This is a genomic window from Corynebacterium sp. 2571A (genome assembly GCF_055700935.1).
In genome coordinates this window covers 102167-120358 of record NZ_JASTTE010000005.1, presented here as the reverse complement: position 1 = coordinate 120358, position 18192 = coordinate 102167, and the positions used below count along the sequence as shown (strand labels likewise).

Genomic DNA, 18192 nt, shown 5'->3' with positions numbered 1-18192 from the left:
TCTAGATGAATGACCGGTTCCGGGGCACCCAGCTTGATGCGGCCACGCCGCAGGAAACCTAAGTCGACCCAGCCCACCGAGCACGACTCCCAGTTCGCCGGGGGCGACCACTGGCTCGACGACCTCACGGCCCCAGCAGACCCTGCCTTCAACCCGGCCACCCACCTGGCGATGTCCACCTTCGCCGGCCCCGCGCGCCTGGCCCGCCGCATCTGGTCCTTCCTGGAGACCACGCCCGGCAAGCTTTTCACCGTCACGGTGATTCTGACCCTGGCCATCGCCGCGGCCGGCATCTCCATGTCCAATTCCTCGGCCGCCCGGCAGGACAACCTGGATACCCTGCTGTCCACCACGGAGCCGATGTCGAACTCGGCCCACAACCTCTACACCTCCCTCTCCCTGGCGGATACCGTCGCCACCACCGGCTTCGTCCAGGCCGGCGTCGAGTCCGGCGTGAACCGGCAGAAGTACAACGACGCGATCGACCGGGCATCGGTAGCCGCCACCGAGTCCATCCTGGGCACCTCTGACGACGACCAGCGCATCCGGGACCTGGTCGGCTTCATCCAGCGCGAGCTGCCGGTCTATACCTCCATGGTGGAAACCGCCCGCGCCAACCACCGCGCCGGCAACGCCGTGGCCAGCGCCTATATGTCCAACGCCTCGACGCTGATGCGCGAGGAGATCCTGCCCGCCGCCGACGAGCTTTTCCAGCTGACCAGCCAGAAGGTCTCCGACGAGCGCCGCGAGCTCACCCGCCCCCAGTGGGTGCCGCTATCCGGCCTGGTGGCCGCCGTCATCTTCCTGGTTCTGGCGCAGTGGTGGCTGTGGCGGCTAACCCGGCGCCGCTTCAACCGCGGCTTTGTCACCGCCACCGGCCTGCTTACCCTGGCGGTGCTGTGGGTGACCCTGTCCAACCTGGCGACCTGGTCCGCCGGCATGCAGGGCTTCGAGGACGCCTCCCGCCCGTGGGACGCGCTGACCAATTCGCGCATCGCCGCGCAGCAGGCCCGCACCTCGGAGACTCTGGCCCTGGTCAACCGCCAGTCGGAGCAGGAGACCGCCGTGACCTTCGACGAGACCACCGAATCCATCTCCCGCGCGTTGGAGGACTACGCGGCCTCCGAGTCGATCACCACCGAGTCCGAGCTCGACCGCGACGACCTCATCCGCGGCGCCCAGCACTCGCTGGAGCGCTGGACCCAGTCCCACGAGGCGCTGCTCAACGCACTCAGCGAGGGCCGCTACGACGACGCCATCTTCCTGGCCACCGACCCCAACCCGGGCGACACGCTGCCCGGGGAGACCTCACCCACCAGCGCGGCCAGCTCCTTCAACGAGCTCGACAGCACCCTGGACCAGCTCATCGCCGACGCCCGGCGCGCCATGCGCCTGCACATCCAGGAGGGCCTGACCGCCATGACGCTGGTCTCCAGCGCGGTCATGCTGCTGACCGTGGCCGCGGTGATTTCGGTCTGGCTGGGCATCCGCCCCCGAGTGCAGGAGTACCTCTAATGCCAAAGCGCAAGAAAGCCCTGCCCGCGCTCCTCAGCCTCCCGCTGCTGCTGGCCGGCTGCGTGAACTACTCGGCCGACCTCGCCCCGACCAACGAGATCGACCGCATCCTCCCCGACCACACGCAGCGGGAGAAGACCGGCCCCCCGCTGCCCGCCGGCGCCTACTACGAGCCCGCCGATGCCGAAGCCGCCGACGCGGACTTCCGCGGCAACCCCGCGGGTTCCTGGCGCCCCGACGACAAGGACGCCAAGGAGCGGGTGCCCGATATCGTCAAGCGCGGCCGGGTGATTGTCGGCGTGGACCAGTCGCACAACCTGCTTAGCTACCGCGACACCACCACCGGGCAGATGACCGGCTTCGAGGTCGACCTGGCCCACGAGATCGCCCGCGACATCTTCGACGATCCGTCCAAGGTGGATTTCCGCTTCCTCTCCTCCGCCGAGCGCGTGGACGCGCTGGAGTCCGGCGAGGTTGACATGGTGGTCCGCACCATGACCATCAACGAGGAGCGCCAAGAGCAGGTGGAGTTTTCCACGCCCTACCTCGACGCCTCCACGCGCCTGCTGGCGCTGCAGTCCAGCGGCATCGACTCGCTCGAGTCCACCGCCGACAAGCGGGTCTGCGCCACCGCCGGCTCGACCTCGCTCAACCAGGCCCGCCTCCACCTGCCTGAGGCCCAACTGCTGGTCACGCGCTCCTGGGGCGACTGCCTGATGGCCCTGCAGCTGAGCCAGGCCGACGCCGTCATCACCGACGACACGCTGCTGTCCGGCATGGTGGATCAGGACTCCTACACCGAGATCGTCGGCGAGCCCATGTCCACCGAGTCCTACGGCGTAGGGATCAAGAAATCCCGCCCGGGCGCGGACACCCGCCCGCTGGTCCGGCAGGTCAACTCCACGCTGGAGCGGCTGCGCCGCGACGGCACCTGGGCGCGCCTCTACGACGAGTGGTTCGGCCCCTACCTGGCTCCCGCCAGCCCGCCGGCCCTGGACTACCGCAGCGAAGACACCGATGACGATTCCGAGGAGGCACGCAATGACTGATCGCTCCGATCATCTGGAACCGGGCCCAGAGGCCGACATGGACGCCGCCACCGCGGCCGTGCCCTTCGATCCCTTCGCCGACGACGAAGAAGTTGAGACCGGTACCGCCGCCGTGGCCTTCGACCCCTTCGCGGACGACGAGGACGATGAGGACGACGAATTCGCCGCGGACTCGGACAACATCGCCGCGCTGATCAAGGACCTGGGCAACCTGCGCGACAAGAAGGCGCGCGACGCGCAGCAGGTGGCGGATACCTCGCAGCGCTCCCGCCAGAAGGCGCTCGACACCTTCCGCTCCAGGCGCGCGACCCGCCGCCGCGACCGCGAGGTCGCCGACGGCATGGTCCACCTGCCGTTCGTCTCCCCCAGCAACCCGCGCCAGGCGCTGCTCGACGTGGACGAGGTCGTCGAGCGCAAGAAGATCCCGCGCCCGCAGCTCAACCCCGGCGACATGGTGGCCAGCCAGTACGAGATCCTGGGCGTCATCGCCCACGGCGGCATGGGCTGGATCTACCTGGCCAACGACCACTTCGTCTCCGGGCGCGTGGTCGTGCTCAAGGGCATGCAGGCCCACAAGTCTGAGGACGAGACCGCCGCCGCGGCCGCCGAGCGTGAGTTCCTGGCGGATATCACGCACCCGGGCATCGTGAAGATTTTCAACTTCATCGACGACGCCCGCGTGCCCGGCGGCTTCATCGTGATGGAATACGTGGGCGGGCCCTCCCTGCGCAGCCGCCGCAACGCGCAGCCGGGCAAGGTGCTGCCCATCGACATCGCCATCGCCTATATCCTGGAGCTTTTGCCGGCCCTGGACTACCTGCACTCGCGCGGGGTGGTCTACAACGACTTGAAGCCCGACAACATCATCGTCACCGAGGACCAAGTCAAGCTCATCGACTTGGGCGCGGTCTCCGGGATCGGCGCCTACGGCTTCATCTACGGCACGCAGGGCTTCCAGGCCCCCGAGGTGTCCACCCAGGGACCATCGGTAGCCAGCGATATCTACACCATCGGCCGCACCCTGGCGGCGCTGACCATCGACCTTCCCAGCGAGGACGGCATCTACCTGCCCGGGCTGCCGAGCCCGGCGAAGGAACCTCAGTTCCGCCGCCACCTGTCCTTCTACCGGCTGCTGCTGCGCGCCACCGAACGCGACCCGGACAAGCGCTTCCGCAACTTAGGCGAGCTGCGCACGCAGCTCTACGGCGTGCTCCGCGAGGTCATCGCCGTCCGCGACGGTGTCCAGCACCCCTCCCAGCACTCGCTGTTTTCGCCGCAGCGTACCACTTTCGGCACCAAGCACCTGGTCTTCCGCACGGATCAGCTCATCGACGGAATCGACCGCACCGTGCGGACCACCGCCCCCGAGGTGGTCTCCGCCCTCCCGACCCCACTGCTGGACCGCAGCGACGTCGGCGCCGCGCTACTGCAGGGCGCGTCCTATACGGAGCCGCAGGAGGCCCTGGAGACCCTCCGCCAGGCGATGCAGACCGACGAATACGAGCAGTCCGCCGAAATCCCCCTGGGCGTGGTGCGCTCCATGATCGACCTCGGCTACACGGGTCAGGCCCGCAGCTGGCTGTCCTCGCTGGAGGAGCGCCTGGGCGGCGACTGGCGCTTCGAGTGGTACTCCGGCGTGACCGCGCTCCTGCTGGACGACTACGCCGAGGCGCAAAAGCACTTTTCCACCGTGCTCAGCCTCCTGCCCGGCGAGGCCGCGCCGAAGCTGGCGCTGGCCGCCATCAACGAGCTGCTCCTCCAGCAGCTGGGCTACGACGGCTCCTGCCTGCTCATGCCGAAGGTCGCCCGCGCCTGCGCGGTCCAAGACCTCAGCCTGGGCGACCTGCCCGACGAGGACTTCGCCGGCCAGCCCGAGCTCTGGGAACACGTCACCCAGGACCCCGGCGTGCTGCGGTTTAACTCCATGCGCCTCTACGGCCTGGTCTGGGCCACCAACCCGACCACGGTCTCCTCCGCCTTCGGCCTGGCGCGCCAACTGCGCGCCGAGCACCAGGTGGAAATGGCCGTCAGCACCCTCGACCGCGTGCCGAACGCCTCCCGCCACCAGCGCATGGCGCGGCTGACCACGGTGCTGCAGCTCATCTCCCACTCCCTGACCGAGCCCCGCGTGCGCCGCGCCGCCCGCCGCCTGGAGGAGATCCCCACGAACGAGCCGCGCTTTTTGCAGATCAAGGTCGCCGTGCTCTCCGCCGGGCTGACGTTCCTGCGCGATCACCAGCTCACGCACGCCGCCAGCCCGAACGACCTGTTCGAGTACGCCTTCACCCAGCGCGGACTGCGCTACGGGCTCGCCGACACGCTCCGCGCGCTCGCCCGCCAGGCCCCCTTCTCCCGGCACCGCTACGCGCTGGTCGACCTGGCGAACCAGGTCCGGCCGGTGACGACGTTTTAGGGTTCTTTGAGGATGGGGGCGGGGAATTATCGACCTTTGCCGCCGGGCTGGTCCGCGACTTTCACTTTTAATGCTTTGAACAGCGGTTTTGGGTTTTGGAATTATCGACCTTTGGGCAGAGGGCTATATTTTCCACCGGTTCCCCTTGAACGCGGGCGGAAATATCGACGTCCGCCGCCCAACCGCCCCGCGCCCGACGCCCGAATAGCCGTGACCAGCGGTCTTAAGCCCTGGAAATATCGGCTTCTGTGCAAAGGTCGATAAATTCCAAGCCCGCCCTACCTCCCGGCCCGCCGCAACGTGGTGGTCAGCATCTCCATGAACTCGGCGTAGTCGCTGAACAGCTGTTGGGGCGTCACCCGGCGAACCACGAAGCCCTGGTTTTGCAGGTAGACCTCGCGGTCCCGCTCGGAGCGGATGACGTCTTCGACCGCGCGGCCGTAGGTCTGCCCGTCGTATTTGGCGGCGCCGTCCACCTCAAGGACCAGCCAGCCATCGATGAGCAGGTCTACGCGGAAGGCCCCGATCCGGGCCTGCGGCTCAACGCGGTGGCGCTGTGCCACCCCGCTGTGGATGAGCAGGCCGCGGGCGAGCGACTCGTACGGCGACTCCGAGACGCCGATCGCGGCCGCAATGACCTGGCGGGCCTGGCCAATCCCCCGCGTGCCCTTGAGCCGGCCGGCCACGGCCTCCAGCGCGGCGCGCTCGTAACCGCGGGCCAGGTAGCTGTCGGCGGCCACCAGCCCGCGCACGAAGCCGTGCAGGCGGGCCAGGTCCACCACGGTGCGGGCTGGGCTCGTCGCTCTGACGCTCGTGGCGCCGTCCTCAGCGGACACCGCGGCAGAAACCGAGACGATATCGCCCGGCGGCAGCTTCATCTTGTGGTAGCGCCACCCGGGCGGGACCTGCGCGTTGGGCGGGGCGGTGCCGCCGGCGAGGACGAGTTCTATGTCCTCCTCCCCGCGGGCGCTGAGCACCCACAGCCGGTGGACGCGGGCGGCCGAGCAGGCCGCCAGCACCGCGCGGTGGGCGCTGAGCGCGGCGGCCAAGCAACGCAGCCGGGTCTGCTCATGGACGGGTAATGAGGTATAAGCCTGCGCGTCGACAGTCACTTGCGGCGCGAGGCGGGTGCAGTGGGCATTAGCGCTACGGGTCTTAGTCAGCTTCATACCGCCATCCTGACCGGAAGCGCAAGCCCCGGTCTAGGCCACCCCGGCCCAGATACAGCAAAACTGTGGATAACTGGGCGCGGGCCCTAGTTATCCACAGTCGGGGGCGCGCTCAAGTGGCGCGCGGCAGCACAAAGTGCTAGTACAGGCCGGCCTCGCGGGCCATGGCGGCGATCTCGGCGGACTTCTGCGCGATGGCCAGCTCCTCGTTGGTCGGGACCACGAAGACCTTGACCGGGGAGTCCGCGGTGGAAATCATGCGCGGCTCCTTGGAGCGGACCAGGTTGGCTTCCTTGTCGAAGTGGATGCCGTACATGTCCAGGTTGTACAGGGAGTCCTGGCGGACCTCGGTGTCGTTCTCACCGACGCCGGCGGTGAACGTGATGGCGTCGACGCGGCCGAGCGCAATCATGTAGGAACCGATGAAGCGGCGCAGCTGGTGGATGTAGATGTTGTACGCCAGCCAGGCGTCGGAGTCCTCGTTCTCAATCCGCTCGCGCAGCACGCGGAAGTCGTTGACGCCGGAAATGCCCTTCACGCCGGACTGCTTGTTGAGCAGCTTGTCGATCTCATCGATGGACATGCCCGCCTGGCGGGACAGGTGGAAGATGATGCCCGGGTCGATGTCGCCGGAGCGGGTACCCATGGCCAGGCCGGCCAGCGGGGTAAGGCCCATCGAGGTGTCGATGGCGCGGCCGTTGGAAATAGCGGCGGCGGAAGCGCCGTTGCCCAGGTGCAGCGTGATCTGGTGGGTATGGCCCGGGTCGCGGCCCAGCAGCTTCGGGACCTGCTGCGAGACGAACTCGTGGGAAGTGCCGTGGAAGCCGTAGCGGCGGATGTCGTACTTCGTGGCGACTTCCTTGTTGATGGCGTACAGCGCGGCGGCCGGGGCCATGCGGTTGAAGAAGGCGGTGTCGAAGACGGCGACGTGCGGCAGGTCCGGCAGGATGGCGCGCGCGACGCGGATGCCGTCCAGGTTGGCCGGGTTGTGCAGCGGGGCCAACGGGATGAGGTCCTCGATCATGGACTCGATCTGCTCGTCCAGCAGCTGCGGCTCGCTGAACAGGCGGCCGCCGTGGACGACACGGTGGCCGACGGCGATGAGCTCCAGCTGGGTGGGGCCGACCTGGTTGTCCTCCATGATTTCGAAGGCGCGCTTCAAGCCCGCGGTGTGGTCGGGGATTTCCAGCTCTTCGCGGATCTTCTCGCCGTTGACGGTGACGTTGATGGCACCGTTCGGCTCGCCGATCTGCTCGACCAGGCCGGTGACCAGCGGTGCGTCGGTGGCTTCGTTCTCCGGGTTCACCACCTGGAACTTGATGGAGGAAGAGCCGGAGTTAAGTACTAGAACGTAGGCCATTTAGGCGTTGCCTCCTGCCTGGATAGCGGTAATAGCGACGGTGTTGACAATATCGGGGACGGTAGCGCCACGGGACAGATCGTTGACCGGCTTGTTCAGCCCCTGCAGGATCGGGCCCACGGCCAGGGCGCCGCCGGTGCGCTGCGCGGTCTTGTAGCCAATGTTGCCGGCTTCCAGGTCCGGGAAGATGAAGACGTTGGCCTGGCCGGCGACCTCGGAGTCGGGCATCTTCTTCTTGGCCACGCCCGGGTCGCAGGCGGCGTCGAACTGCAGCGGGCCGTCGACCTTGAGGTCGCCGTTGATCTGGCGGGCGGCCTCCACGGCGGCCACGGCGCGGTCCACGTCCGGGCCGGAGCCGGAGGTGCCGGTGGAGTAGGACAGGACGGCCACGCGCGGGTCGATGCCGAACTGGGCGGCGGTCTTCGCGGAGACGGCGGCGATCTCGCCGAGCTGCTCGGCGGTCGGGTTCGGGTTGACCGCGCAGTCGCCGAAGGCCCACAGGCGGCCGCGCATGACCATCAGGAAGATGGAGGAGACCACGGAGGCCTCCGGGGTGGTCTTGATGATCTGGAAGGAAGGCTTGATGGTGTGGGCGGTGGTGTGCGCCGCGCCGGAGACCATGCCGTCGGCCAGGCCCTTGTGGACCATCATTGTGGCGAAGTAGGAGATGTCCTGCATGGTCTCGCGGGCCTGCTCGAGGGTGACGCCCTTCTTCTTGCGCAGCTCGGCGAAGTCGGCGGCGAATTCCTCGGCCAGCGGGGAGGTCAGGTGGTCGATGATGGTGGCATCGGTCAGATCCACGCCCAGTTCGCCGGCGCGGGTGGCAATGGAGTCCGGGTTGCCCAGGATGGTGAGCTTGACGATGCCCTTTTCCAGCAGCTGGCCAGCCGCCAGCAGGATGCGGTCGTCGTCGCCCTCCGGCAGCACGACGTGGGCGCCGGCGGCCTTGGCCTGGCCCAGCAGCTGCTGCTCGAAGACGGGAGCGGACATAACCGGCTCGACGTTGAGGTTAATCTGGCGGGCCAGCGCCTCGCCGTCCTTAAGCTGCTCCGGGGTGACAACGCCGGCGACGGTCGCCTGCACGTCCTTGGCGTGGCGGACCGCGAGTTCGGCCGCGCCCTTTTCCTGCTCGGCCACGAACAGCAGCGGCACGCCGACGGCGGCGGCAGCTACGGAGTCGAAGTGGGTGTCGCCGGTGCCCTGAATAACTACGGGCCCGTCGGCGGTAAGTTCCGCAGCGACGACGTCGGCGAGCTTCGGGTTGAGCTCATCCAGAGTGCGCAACTGCGCGTCTAGCTGGTGGGCAGTTTCCGCAAGGTTGAGGTCGGCAAAATCACGACCTACGACACTGACAAGGACAGAACGAGCATTAGACATGCGACGTACCTTTCATTCGCTGTCACGGGGCAATATCCACAGCAAAAGTGCTGTATATCACTCAGTAATTTGTTTAGTGACCTCCTCTACCCTACTTCAGAATGCCCATTTTTTCCGATTCGCGTAGATGTAAAACAGGTCACTCATGACTATAAGTTTTGGGCAGAATCCTCGATCGCGCGCTTTACCGCAGCTACGGACTTTTCTAGGGCCTTGGTTTCCCAGTCGTCCAGGTCCACCGGGATGCGCCGGAGGACCCCCGAACGCCCGATCAAACATGGCAGGGAGACCGCGACGTCACCGTCGTAGCCGTATTCGCCGTGCAACGTGGTCGAGACCGGGAAGATGGCGCGCTCGTCGAGCAGGACCGCGCGCGCCAGGCGCATGGCCGAGGCGGCGACGCCGGCGTTGGTCCAGCCCTTGGAGTGGAAGACCTGGTAGGCGGCTTCGACGACGCGCTCGGCCAGGTCTGCCGCGTCGAGCTGGGCGCCGGGGAAGTACTCCCCGAGCCGGGCGGCCGGAATGCCCGCCACCGAGAGGTGGGATAGGACCGGGAAGGCGGCCATGCCGTGCTCGCCCATCATGTAGCCGTCCACCGAGTCGGGGCTAATGGCCAGATCGTCGGCGACCAGGCGGCGCAGGCGGGACGAGTCCAGCATGGTGCCGGTGGCGAAGATCTTATGCTCCGGGTAGTCGAATTCGTTCTGGGCGATCCAGACGATGGTATCGGCCGGGTTGGTAATGAAGATGAGCACGGGGCCGGCCTCTTTGTCGGCCACGTTCGCGCACACCTCGCGCATGATCCCGCGGGTGATATCGCCGTTGACGGGCGCGAGCGCCGCCCGGTCCGGGTTGGCGTCGGGGTTGTCGGGGTCCACGATCATCGACGGTCCGGCCGCCGAAATCACGACGTCGGCGTCCGCGCACTCGGAGTAGTCGCCGCGGCGCACACGCGGCACATAGGCGCCCGGAACGCCGGTCAGGTGGTGTTGGTCGAGGGCCTCGCCGTAGGCGATGTCGGGGTCGCTGTCGATGACCACGATGTCGGCGAACAAGCCGGAATGTACCGCCTCTGCCAGCACGTAGGAACCTACGTGGCCCGCTCCGGTGATAACGAGCTTGGCTGGTCGGTTCATGACTTTCCTTTCGACGAGAGTTTAAAAGTATGGGGTTCCCCGGCAGGCGAAAACCGCCGACCTCGAGTCTAGGCCGGCGGGAAAGCGCTTACAGGGAGTGGAAGATGGAGAAGAAGATGGTTGCCACGGCCACCAGGCCGATGAAGGTGACGAACCAGTTGGACGGCTTGCCGCGGAAGCGCTTGAGCGCGTCCACCTTGTGGATGGCCCACATCGGAATCAGGAAGAGCAGGACGGCGATGGCCGGGCCACACAGGGTCTCAATCATGCCCAGGATGGACGGGTCGGCCCAGGCGACCAGGATGCAGGTCACCAGGATGAAGATCAGGGAGCCGGTCTCCAGCGTGCGGTTGTGGGTGAACTTGGTGTTGCCGGCCACGTGGTTGCCGGTAATCACCAGGCCCTCGACGGACTCGGCCGCGCCCAGGTAGTGGCCCAGGAAGGACTTGCAGATGGCCACTAGCGCCACGATGGGGGCTACCCACTGCAGGAAGGGGGCATCGAAGTGGTTGGCCAGGTAGGACAGGATGGTGATGTTTTGCTCCTTGGCCTCGGCCAGGTTCTCCGGGGACAGGGACAGCGCACAGGAGAAGACGAAGAACATCACGACGATGACCATGAGGCCTTCGGCTGCGGCCAGGACCTGGCCGGTCTTCTTATCGGCCCACTTGTCGCCGTATTCCTGGCGCTTCTCGGAGGCAAACGAGGAGATGATCGGCGAGTGGTTAAAGGAGAAGACCATCACCGGCACCAGCAGCATCAAGGTGGTAGCCAGCCCGTTACCGGAGGCTTCCCGAGCGACGTCCAGGTCAAAGGTCGAGAAGAAGGCGGTGTTCCAGCGCGGAATGAGGTAGAGCGCTAGGAAAATCAGCACGGCGATGAAGGGGAAGGCCAGCGCGGACATCACCTTGACCACGATTTCCTGGCCCATCTTCACCACGAAGATGAGTCCGCCGACCAGCAGGGTGGCCAGTATCCAGCGCGGCCAAGGCTCGACGTGCAGCTGGTGGATAAGGAAGGACTCCAGGGTGTTGGTCAGCGTTACCGCGTAGACCAGCACCAGCGGGTAGACCGCCACGAAGTAGAGGACGGTCATCACGACGCCGGCGTTGGCGCCGAAGTGCTCCTCCATGACGTCGGTCAGCTGGGACTTCGGATCGGAGCCGGACAAAACCAAGCGGGTCATCGCGCGGTGGGCCCAGAAGGTCATGGGGAAGGCGATGATGGTCATGATGATCAGCGGGATGATGCCGCCGATGCCCGCGTTGATGGGCAGGAACATGACGCCGGCACCGATGGCGGTGCCGAACAGGCTCAGCGTCCAGATGGTATCGGTTTTGCCCCAGCTAGGGGCCTTGTCAGCACTGTCGGCGCTGCCTAGCGCGGGATTGGTTGGCGCCCGCCGGGCGTCGGCGGCCTCGGGAGGGATGACGGACATAGTGTGTTCGACCCTTTCGACGTGTTCCCCGCAGCCCAACGCGAAAGAACCGGACCGATGGAGAACTATTTATCACTTCAGACTCCATCCTGCGGAAAATCTCCCCAGATTGCTATGAGCAAACTCACATTCGACGATTAATTATTATCACATCACCGAAATGAGAACTTTTTCGCAGGGATCCGCTATAGTAATTAGCCACACTCGGTTCTGACATAGTTTTTACCTAGTAGCCAACAGGAACCACTGGAAAGGCCGCCCAGGCTGCACCGAACCCGAACACCTACTGGAAATCCCCTGCGGAAACGGTGTTCGACCCTTGCGGCGCCCCTCCCCCGCTTCCCGCCCCCGATTATTGTGCACGTCACGGAAAATCCGGCCACTATGACCAAAATCAAAGCACTTTTGCGCAGGTCAGAGACCTTATACCATCGGAGGCATGAGCACTACAGTCCAGACCCCGCTCGTCACCGCCGCCGAAATCGAGGCCGCCCACGAGCGCATCCAAGATGAAATCAACCGCACCCCGCTGCGCTACAGCGAGCGACTGTCCCACCTGACCAACTGCAACGTCTACCTCAAGTGCGAGGAACTACAGGACGTGCGCTCCTACAAGATCCGCGGCGCACTCAACAGCATCAAGAACCTGAGCGACGAGGAGCTGGCCGCCGGCATCGTCACCGCCTCGGCCGGCAACCACGCCCAGGGCGTGGCCTATGCCTGCAAGACCATGGGTGTCCAGGGCAAGATCTTCGTGCCGGTATCCACCCCGGCCCAGAAACGCGACCGCATCCTGGCCCACGGCGGGCGCTTCGTGGACCTGGTCGTGACCGGCGAGTCCTTCGACGAGGCCTCCGCCGCCGCCCACGAGGACGCTGCCGAGCGCGGCGCCACCTTCATCGAGCCCTTCGACGCCCACGACACCGTCGTCGGCCAGGGCACCATGGCCAAGGAGATCCTCGAGCAGCTGGCCGAGGAGGGCAAGGAGCTGCACGCGCTCATCGCCCCCGTCGGCGGCGGTGGCCTGCTCTCCGGCCTGACCAGCTACGTCGCGGAGAAGGCCCCGGAGGCCCAGATTTACGGCGTGGAACCGGCCGGCGCGGCATCGCTAGCCGCAGCCTTCCGTAACAACGGCCCGATGACGCTGCCGACCGTGGACCCGTTCGTGGACGGCGCGGCCGTCAAGCGCATCGGCGCGCTGCCCTACGAGATCCTCTCGGCCAACAAGGACCGGCTGGAGCACTTCGCGGTCAGCGAGGACGACGTCTGCATCGAGATGCTCAATCTCTACCAGAACGAGGGCATCGTCTCCGAGCCGGCCGGCGCGCTTTCGGTGACCGGCCTGACCAAGCTGGACCTGGCGCCGGGCTCGACCGTGGTCTGCGTCATCTCCGGCGGCAACAACGACGTCATCCGCTACACGGAGATCATGGAGCGCTCCCTGGTCCACCGCGGACTGAAGCACTACTTCCTCATCAGCTTCCCACAGGTCCCGGGCCAGCTGCGCATCTTCCTCGACGAAATCCTCAACCCCGGCGACGACATCACCCGGTTCAAGTACCAGAAGCGCAACAACTGCGTGCTGGGCACCGCGCTGGTGGGCCTGGTGCTGGAAAAGCCCGAGGAGCTCGACCAGCTCATCGAACGCTTGGACAACTCCAAGTTCGAGTACGAGTACCTCAAGCCGGGGACTCCTGAATATAAGATAGTCGGATAAGCCCTTCCGAGGCTGATTTGGGGAGCAGGCTTGTTACCCTATCTAGTACGTTGCTCACATCCGAACGTATGATGAGCTCAGATTAGACAAGTACAATTAACAGCCACTCCCAAGAATCAGTGAGGACACCGACACATTATGACTTCCCCTCTGCGCGTTGCAGTCGTTGGTTCCGGCCCGGCCGGCATTTACGCATCCGATCTTCTGGTTAAGTCCGAGGTCGACGTGAAGGTCGATCTGTTTGAGAAGATGCCCGCCCCCTTCGGCCTGATCCGCTACGGCGTGGCCCCGGACCACCCGCGCATCAAGGGGATTGTTCAGTCTCTGCACAACGTCATGGAAAAGGAAGACATTCGCTTCCTGGGCAATATTGAGGTCGGCCGCGACGTCACCGTCGAGGAGCTGCAGGACTACTACGACGCCGTCATCTTCGCCACCGGCGCCACCGCCGACCGCCTAGTCAACATCCCGGGCGAGGACCTCGAGGGCGTCCACGGCGCCGGCGAGTTCGTGGGCTTCTACGACGGCAACCCGAACTTCCAGCGCGACTGGGATCTCTCCGCAGAGTCCGTGGCCGTCATCGGCGTGGGCAATGTCTCCCTGGATGTTTCCCGCATCCTGGCCAAGACCGCCGATGAGTTGCTGGTTACGGAGATCCCGGACAACGTTTACCAGACCCTGAAGACCAACCGCGCCAAGGAGATTCACGTCTTCGGCCGCCGCGGCCCGGCCCAGGCGAAGTACACCCCGAAGGAGCTCAAGGAGCTGGACGAGTCCCCGACCATCGAGGTCATCGTCGATCCGGAGGACATCGACTACGACGCCGCCTCCGAGGAGGCCCGCCGCGCCACCAAGTCCACCGACCTGGTCTGCCAGACCCTGGAGGGCTACGCCATGCGCGAGACCAAGGGCGCGCCGCACAAGCTCTACATCCACTTCTTCGAGGCCCCGGTAGAGATCCTGGGCGAGGACGGCAAGGTCACCGGCCTGAAGACCGAGCGCACTGAGCTCGACGGCACCGGGCAGGTCAACGGCACCGGCAAGTTCACCGAGTGGCCGGTCCAGGCGGTCTACTCCGCCGTGGGCTACCACCCGCAGGACGTCGAGGGCGTGCCCTACGACGAGGAGAAGGCCGTCATCCCGAACGACGGCGGCCACGTGCTGCGCGACAACGGCGGGGAGAAGATCCCGGGCCTGTACACCACGGGTTGGATCAAGCGCGGCCCGGTCGGCCTTATCGGCAACACCAAGTCCGACGCGAAGGACACCACCTCCATGCTGCTGGCCGATCACCTGGCCGGCGAGCTGACCGAGGCCACCAAGCGCGACCCGCAGGACATCCTGGACCTGCTGGCCAGCCGCGATATCGCCGTGACCACCTGGGAAGGCTGGCACCGTCTGGACGCCGCCGAGCGCGCCGCCGGTGAGCCCCAGGAGCGCGAGCGCGTCAAGATCGTCGAATGGGACGACATGGTCCGCTACGCCGGCCCGCAGGATAAATAACACCTACCGCTAAGGTGGTGGGCGTGACTAGAAAATCTTCCCACCCCACCATCACCGCCGCGCCCCTGGCGGCGCTGGCCCCGCTGGACGTCCACGCGCTCTATAAACTGCGCGTGGACGTCTTCGTGCATGAGCAGGCCACCCCTTACGCCGAAATCGATGACACGGACGCCCAGCCGTCCACCATCCACCTCCTGGCCTGGGAGGACACCGGGCAGGCCCAAGATCCCACTCCCCAGCTCCTGGGCACGGCCCGCCTGTTCCCGGCGACCATCCCGGACCCGGAGGCGGCCAACACCCGCGGCACCGCCGAGACCGGCGACTCCCCCACCCTCGACGTCGTCCAGTTCGGCCGCTTCGCTCTGGCTCCCGCCGCCCGGGGCACGGGCCTGGGCCCGCAGCTTATCGATGCCGCCTTGCAGTTCGCCGCCACCGCCCGGCCCGGCACGCCGGTGTACCTGGAGGCGCAGTCGCCGCTGACCGGCTACTACGGCCGCTTCGGCTTTAGCGCGTGCGGCGAGCCCTTCGACGAGGACGGCACCCCGCACACGCCGATGATTAAGCGCGCCGCGGCTGAGTAGCTAGGGCGCAGGCTCCTAGTTCCGGCCCCACAGCGAGGTGTTTTCGACCGCGGCTTCCTCGTCGTCATCATCGATGCCGCCGGTCAGCTCGGGGTTAACGCGCACCAGCGGCTCGTCCAGCAACACCACCTTGTGCAGCTGCGGGATGTCCGGGGCCTGGGCTTCCTCGACGACCTCGGCCGCGGTCGGGGTGCCGCGCACCTCGATGCGGGCGGCCGCCACGTTGGCCCTGTCGCGGGCCTCCTCGATGTCCTCGCCCGTGGAGACCACCAGGCCCATGCGCCGGCCCTTGTAGGCGCCGGGCTTGCCGAACAGCGTCACGTCAGTCTCCGCGACCGCCATCGCCTGGCCCACGCCCTGGTAGGCGACGTCCTCGATGTCGTCGTCCGCGTGCAGCACATACGCCGCCCCGGGAGAGACCAGCGTGACGTCAATCGGGTAGCCCAGGATGGCCCGGGCCTGCAGCTCAAACTCGGAGAAGCGCTGGGTGTAGCCGGTCAGCATCGCGGTATCCGACGGCCGCGGGGACACGGAGGAAAAGTACACGTCATCGCCGGCGACGAAGAGTTCCACTCCGTAGACACCGCGCCCGCCCAGCTCGTTGGAGATTCGCGCCGCGACCGAGCGGGCGTTTTCCAGCGCGCGCTGGCTCATTGCCATCGGCTGCCAGGACTCCACCAGGTCGCCGTGCTCGTGGCGGTGCCCGATGGGCTCGCTGAACCAGGTGGCCATCTCCTTGGTGGACGGATCGATAGACCGCACCGCCAGCAGCGTGACCTCGTAGTCGAAGTCCACGAAGCGCTCCGCCACCACGCAGTCTGAGTCTGAGGACACGCGGCGAACCTTCTGCCAGGCGCTGGCGATTTCCTCCGGCTCGCGGACCAGCATATGCCCCTTGCCCGAGGTCGACACGTCCGGCTTGATGATGCACGGAAAGCCGAGCTCCTCGACCGCGGCGACGAGCTGTTCCTCCGAGTTCGCGAAGCGGTAGGCCGTCGTGGGCAGACCCAGCGACTCCGCCGCGCTCCGGATCGATTCCCGGTCCCGGGTGAGCTCGCAGGCGCGCGCGGTGGGCACCACCACGGCATCGGTCTCCGCTTCTAGGCGGGAGAGGGCGTCGACAGCCACCATCTCCACCTCGGGGACTACGAAATCCGGCTGGACCTGGGAGGCGATCTCCCAGACCGCCTGCGGGTCGGAAATCTGCGCCACGTGCGCCACGTGGGCGATGTGCAGCGCCGGCGCGCCCGGGTAGGAGTCCACCGCGTGCACCTCAAGCCCCAGGCGCTGGAACGCGGCCGTCAGCTCCTTGCCGAGCTCACCACCGCCGAGCAGCAGCACCTTCGTGGCGTTCGATGTCAGCGGCGTTCCGATATGTTGTGCAAAGTCCATAGATTGCTCCTCCAGAAGCTGTGAGACACCACAGCAAACTCTGCGCCCCATTATCGCATAGCGCCAACTATCTGCCGCATTGGAACAGGCCATAGCCTTGCACATGTGCCGGTCCCCCAACGCACAAACTCCCGCCCAGCTGCCAGCACAGCATTCGACGGGGGTGTGTGTTCTATTAGTTTTTCTGCCTGTTTAGGCGTCCTCGAGGACGTCGTGGCGCACGATGGTCTGGTCGCGGCCGGGGCCGACGCCGATGTAGGAGATGCGGGTGCCGGACAGTTCCTCGAGGCGCAGGACGTAGTCCTGGGCCTTCTGCGGCAGTTCCTCGAAGGTCTGGCAGCCGGTGATGTCCTCGTCCCAGGCCGGCATCGTCTCAAAGATGGGTTCGGCGTGGTGGAAGTCGGACTGGGTCATGGGCATCTCGTCGAAGCGCTTGCCATCCACGTCGTAGGCCACGCAGATGGGGATCTCCCCGATGCCGGTCAAAACGTCCAGCTTGGTCAGGAAGTAGTCGGTAAACCCGTTGACGCGGGTGGCGTAGCGGGCGATGACGGAGTCGTACCAACCGCAGCGGCGCTTGCGGCCGGTGTTGACGCCGATCTCCCCGCCGGTGGTCTGCAGGTACTCGCCCCACTTGTCGAAGAGCTCCGTGGGGAACGGGCCCGCGCCCACGCGGGTGGTGTAGGCCTTGATGATGCCCAGGGAGGTGGTGATCTGCGTCGGGCCCACGCCCGAGCCCACCGAGGCGCCGCCGGCCGACGGGTTGGAAGAGGTCACGAACGGGTAGGTGCCGTGGTCCACGTCCAGCATGGTGGCCTGGCCGCCCTCCATGAGGACGTGCTTGCCGTTGGACAGGGCATCGTTGAGCTCCAGCTCGGCCTCGATGACCATCGGGCGCAGGCGCTCCCGGTAGCTCAGGAAGTACTCAACGACCTGCTCCGGATCGATGGCCTTGCGGTTGTACATCTTGACCAGCATCTGGTTCTTGATGTCCAGCGCGGAGGTGACCTTCTGGCGCAGGATGGACTCGTCGAAGATGTCCTGGACGCGGATGCCGATGCGCGCGACTTTGTCCGCATACGCCGGGCCGATGCCGCGGCCGGTGGTGCCGATGGCGCGCTTGCCCAGGAAGCGCTCCTGCACGCGGTCGAGCGTCTGGTGGTACGGCGCCACCAGGTGCGCGTTGGCGGAGATCTTCAGGCGGGAGGCTTTCGCACCGCGGGCTTCCAGCCCGTCGATCTCGTCGAAGAGGGCCTCCAGGTTAATCACGACGCCGTTGCCCAGGATCGGGGTGGCGTTTTCCGACAGGATGCCGGCGGGCAGGAGCTTGAGCTCGTACTTCTCGCCGCCGACCACGACGGTGTGGCCGGCGTTGTTGCCGCCGTTCGGCTTGACGACGTAATCGACCTTGCCGCCGAGGATATCCGTCGCCTTGCCCTTGCCTTCGTCGCCCCACTGGGCGCCAACAATGACGATTGCTGCCATGGTTGCTAGTTCACTTCCCCATTGTAATTGGAGTCAAATACGCACTAACTCTACCTG

Annotated in this window: 13 protein-coding genes; 6 read left to right on the top strand and 7 right to left on the bottom strand. The window is 66.2% G+C overall.

The genetic code is table 11. The annotated features are described in order from the left end of the window. Positions 1 to 36: 36 nt before the first annotated feature. The 3 genes from QQS53_RS10635 to QQS53_RS10625 are packed head-to-tail and all read left to right on the top strand — an operon-like array spanning position 37 to position 4977. The gene (locus QQS53_RS10635; RefSeq protein WP_472775914.1) at positions 37 to 1515 is read left to right on the top strand and encodes a hypothetical protein; all 1479 of its coding nucleotides are present in this window, start codon (positions 37 to 39) and stop codon (positions 1513 to 1515) included. Then, a complete protein-coding gene (locus QQS53_RS10630) occupies positions 1515 to 2564 on the top strand; it encodes a glutamate ABC transporter substrate-binding protein (protein ID WP_472775807.1) in 1050 nt (349 codons plus the stop codon). The genes QQS53_RS10635 and QQS53_RS10630 overlap by 1 nt, the downstream gene beginning before the upstream one ends. Further along, complete coding sequence (locus tag QQS53_RS10625) at positions 2557 to 4977, top strand: serine/threonine protein kinase (protein ID WP_472775806.1); 2421 nt, start codon at positions 2557 to 2559, stop codon at positions 4975 to 4977. The genes QQS53_RS10630 and QQS53_RS10625 overlap by 8 nt, the downstream gene beginning before the upstream one ends. A 278-nt stretch (positions 4978 to 5255) precedes the next feature. On the opposite strand, the gene QQS53_RS10620 is transcribed toward QQS53_RS10625, so the two are convergent. The 5 genes from QQS53_RS10620 to QQS53_RS10600 form a co-directional block, all read right to left on the bottom strand. Further along, positions 5256 to 6146, bottom strand: coding sequence for an endonuclease domain-containing protein (locus QQS53_RS10620; RefSeq protein ID WP_472775805.1), 891 nt, complete (start codon positions 6144 to 6146; stop codon positions 5256 to 5258). Between the two features lie 139 nt (positions 6147 to 6285). After that, positions 6286 to 7506: an acetate kinase gene (locus QQS53_RS10615; RefSeq protein ID WP_296203237.1), complete on the bottom strand. Its 1221-nt coding sequence runs from the start codon at positions 7504 to 7506 to the stop codon at positions 6286 to 6288. Beyond that, positions 7507 to 8883 (bottom strand): phosphate acetyltransferase, encoded by a 1377-nt coding sequence (gene pta / locus QQS53_RS10610; RefSeq protein WP_472775804.1) that lies wholly within the window; start codon positions 8881 to 8883, stop codon positions 7507 to 7509. Between the two features lie 149 nt (positions 8884 to 9032). Continuing rightward, complete coding sequence (locus QQS53_RS10605; RefSeq protein ID WP_472775803.1) at positions 9033 to 10019, bottom strand: lactate/malate family dehydrogenase; 987 nt, start codon at positions 10017 to 10019, stop codon at positions 9033 to 9035. An 88-nt stretch (positions 10020 to 10107) separates the two neighbouring features. Then, positions 10108 to 11457: an SLC5/6 family protein gene (locus QQS53_RS10600; protein WP_472775802.1), complete on the bottom strand. Its 1350-nt coding sequence runs from the start codon at positions 11455 to 11457 to the stop codon at positions 10108 to 10110. 439 nt (positions 11458 to 11896) lie between these two features. On the opposite strand from QQS53_RS10600, the gene ilvA reads away from it, so the two are divergent. The 3 genes from ilvA to QQS53_RS10585 all read left to right on the top strand — a co-directional run bounded on the left by ilvA (position 11897) and on the right by QQS53_RS10585 (position 15258). Further along, positions 11897 to 13174, top strand: coding sequence for a threonine ammonia-lyase IlvA (gene ilvA / locus QQS53_RS10595; RefSeq protein ID WP_472775801.1), 1278 nt, complete (start codon positions 11897 to 11899; stop codon positions 13172 to 13174). Between the two features lie 138 nt (positions 13175 to 13312). Further along, positions 13313 to 14677 carry an FAD-dependent oxidoreductase gene (locus QQS53_RS10590; RefSeq protein WP_472775800.1) on the top strand — a complete coding sequence of 455 codons (1365 nt, stop codon included), beginning with the start codon at positions 13313 to 13315 and terminating at the stop codon, positions 14675 to 14677. A 23-nt stretch (positions 14678 to 14700) separates the two neighbouring features. Beyond that, positions 14701 to 15258, top strand: a complete 558-nt coding sequence (locus tag QQS53_RS10585; RefSeq protein WP_472775799.1) for a GNAT family N-acetyltransferase — start codon at positions 14701 to 14703, stop codon at positions 15256 to 15258. 15 nt (positions 15259 to 15273) lie between these two features. Here the strand turns inward: QQS53_RS10585 and purT are convergent, their stop codons facing one another. Together purT and QQS53_RS10575 are read right to left on the bottom strand one after the other, a co-directional pair. Then, positions 15274 to 16650: a formate-dependent phosphoribosylglycinamide formyltransferase gene (gene purT, locus QQS53_RS10580; protein ID WP_472775798.1), complete on the bottom strand. Its 1377-nt coding sequence runs from the start codon at positions 16648 to 16650 to the stop codon at positions 15274 to 15276. A gap of 192 nt (positions 16651 to 16842) precedes the next feature. Continuing rightward, complete coding sequence (locus QQS53_RS10575) at positions 16843 to 18135, bottom strand: adenylosuccinate synthase (protein ID WP_290223428.1); 1293 nt, start codon at positions 18133 to 18135, stop codon at positions 16843 to 16845. Positions 18136 to 18192: the final 57 nt, after the last annotated feature.

Bases quoted from the DNA above. Each gene is read 5' to 3' on its own strand.
- QQS53_RS10635 (WP_472775914.1), top strand. From the start codon at position 37: ATGCGGCCACGCCGCAGGAAACCTAAGTCGACCCAGCCCACCGAGCAC.
- QQS53_RS10630 (WP_472775807.1), top strand. From the start codon at position 1,515: ATGCCAAAGCGCAAGAAAGCCCTGCCCGCGCTCCTCAGCCTCCCGCTG.
- QQS53_RS10625 (WP_472775806.1), top strand. From the start codon at position 2,557: ATGACTGATCGCTCCGATCATCTGGAACCGGGCCCAGAGGCCGACATG.
- QQS53_RS10620 (WP_472775805.1), bottom strand. From the start codon at position 6,146: ATGAAGCTGACTAAGACCCGTAGCGCTAATGCCCACTGCACCCGCCTC.
- QQS53_RS10615 (WP_296203237.1), bottom strand. From the start codon at position 7,506: ATGGCCTACGTTCTAGTACTTAACTCCGGCTCTTCCTCCATCAAGTTC.
- pta (WP_472775804.1), bottom strand. From the start codon at position 8,883: ATGTCTAATGCTCGTTCTGTCCTTGTCAGTGTCGTAGGTCGTGATTTT.
- QQS53_RS10605 (WP_472775803.1), bottom strand. From the start codon at position 10,019: ATGAACCGACCAGCCAAGCTCGTTATCACCGGAGCGGGCCACGTAGGT.
- QQS53_RS10600 (WP_472775802.1), bottom strand. From the start codon at position 11,457: ATGTCCGTCATCCCTCCCGAGGCCGCCGACGCCCGGCGGGCGCCAACC.
- ilvA (WP_472775801.1), top strand. From the start codon at position 11,897: ATGAGCACTACAGTCCAGACCCCGCTCGTCACCGCCGCCGAAATCGAG.
- QQS53_RS10590 (WP_472775800.1), top strand. From the start codon at position 13,313: ATGACTTCCCCTCTGCGCGTTGCAGTCGTTGGTTCCGGCCCGGCCGGC.
- purT (WP_472775798.1), bottom strand. From the start codon at position 16,650: ATGGACTTTGCACAACATATCGGAACGCCGCTGACATCGAACGCCACG.
- QQS53_RS10575 (WP_290223428.1), bottom strand. From the start codon at position 18,135: ATGGCAGCAATCGTCATTGTTGGCGCCCAGTGGGGCGACGAAGGCAAG.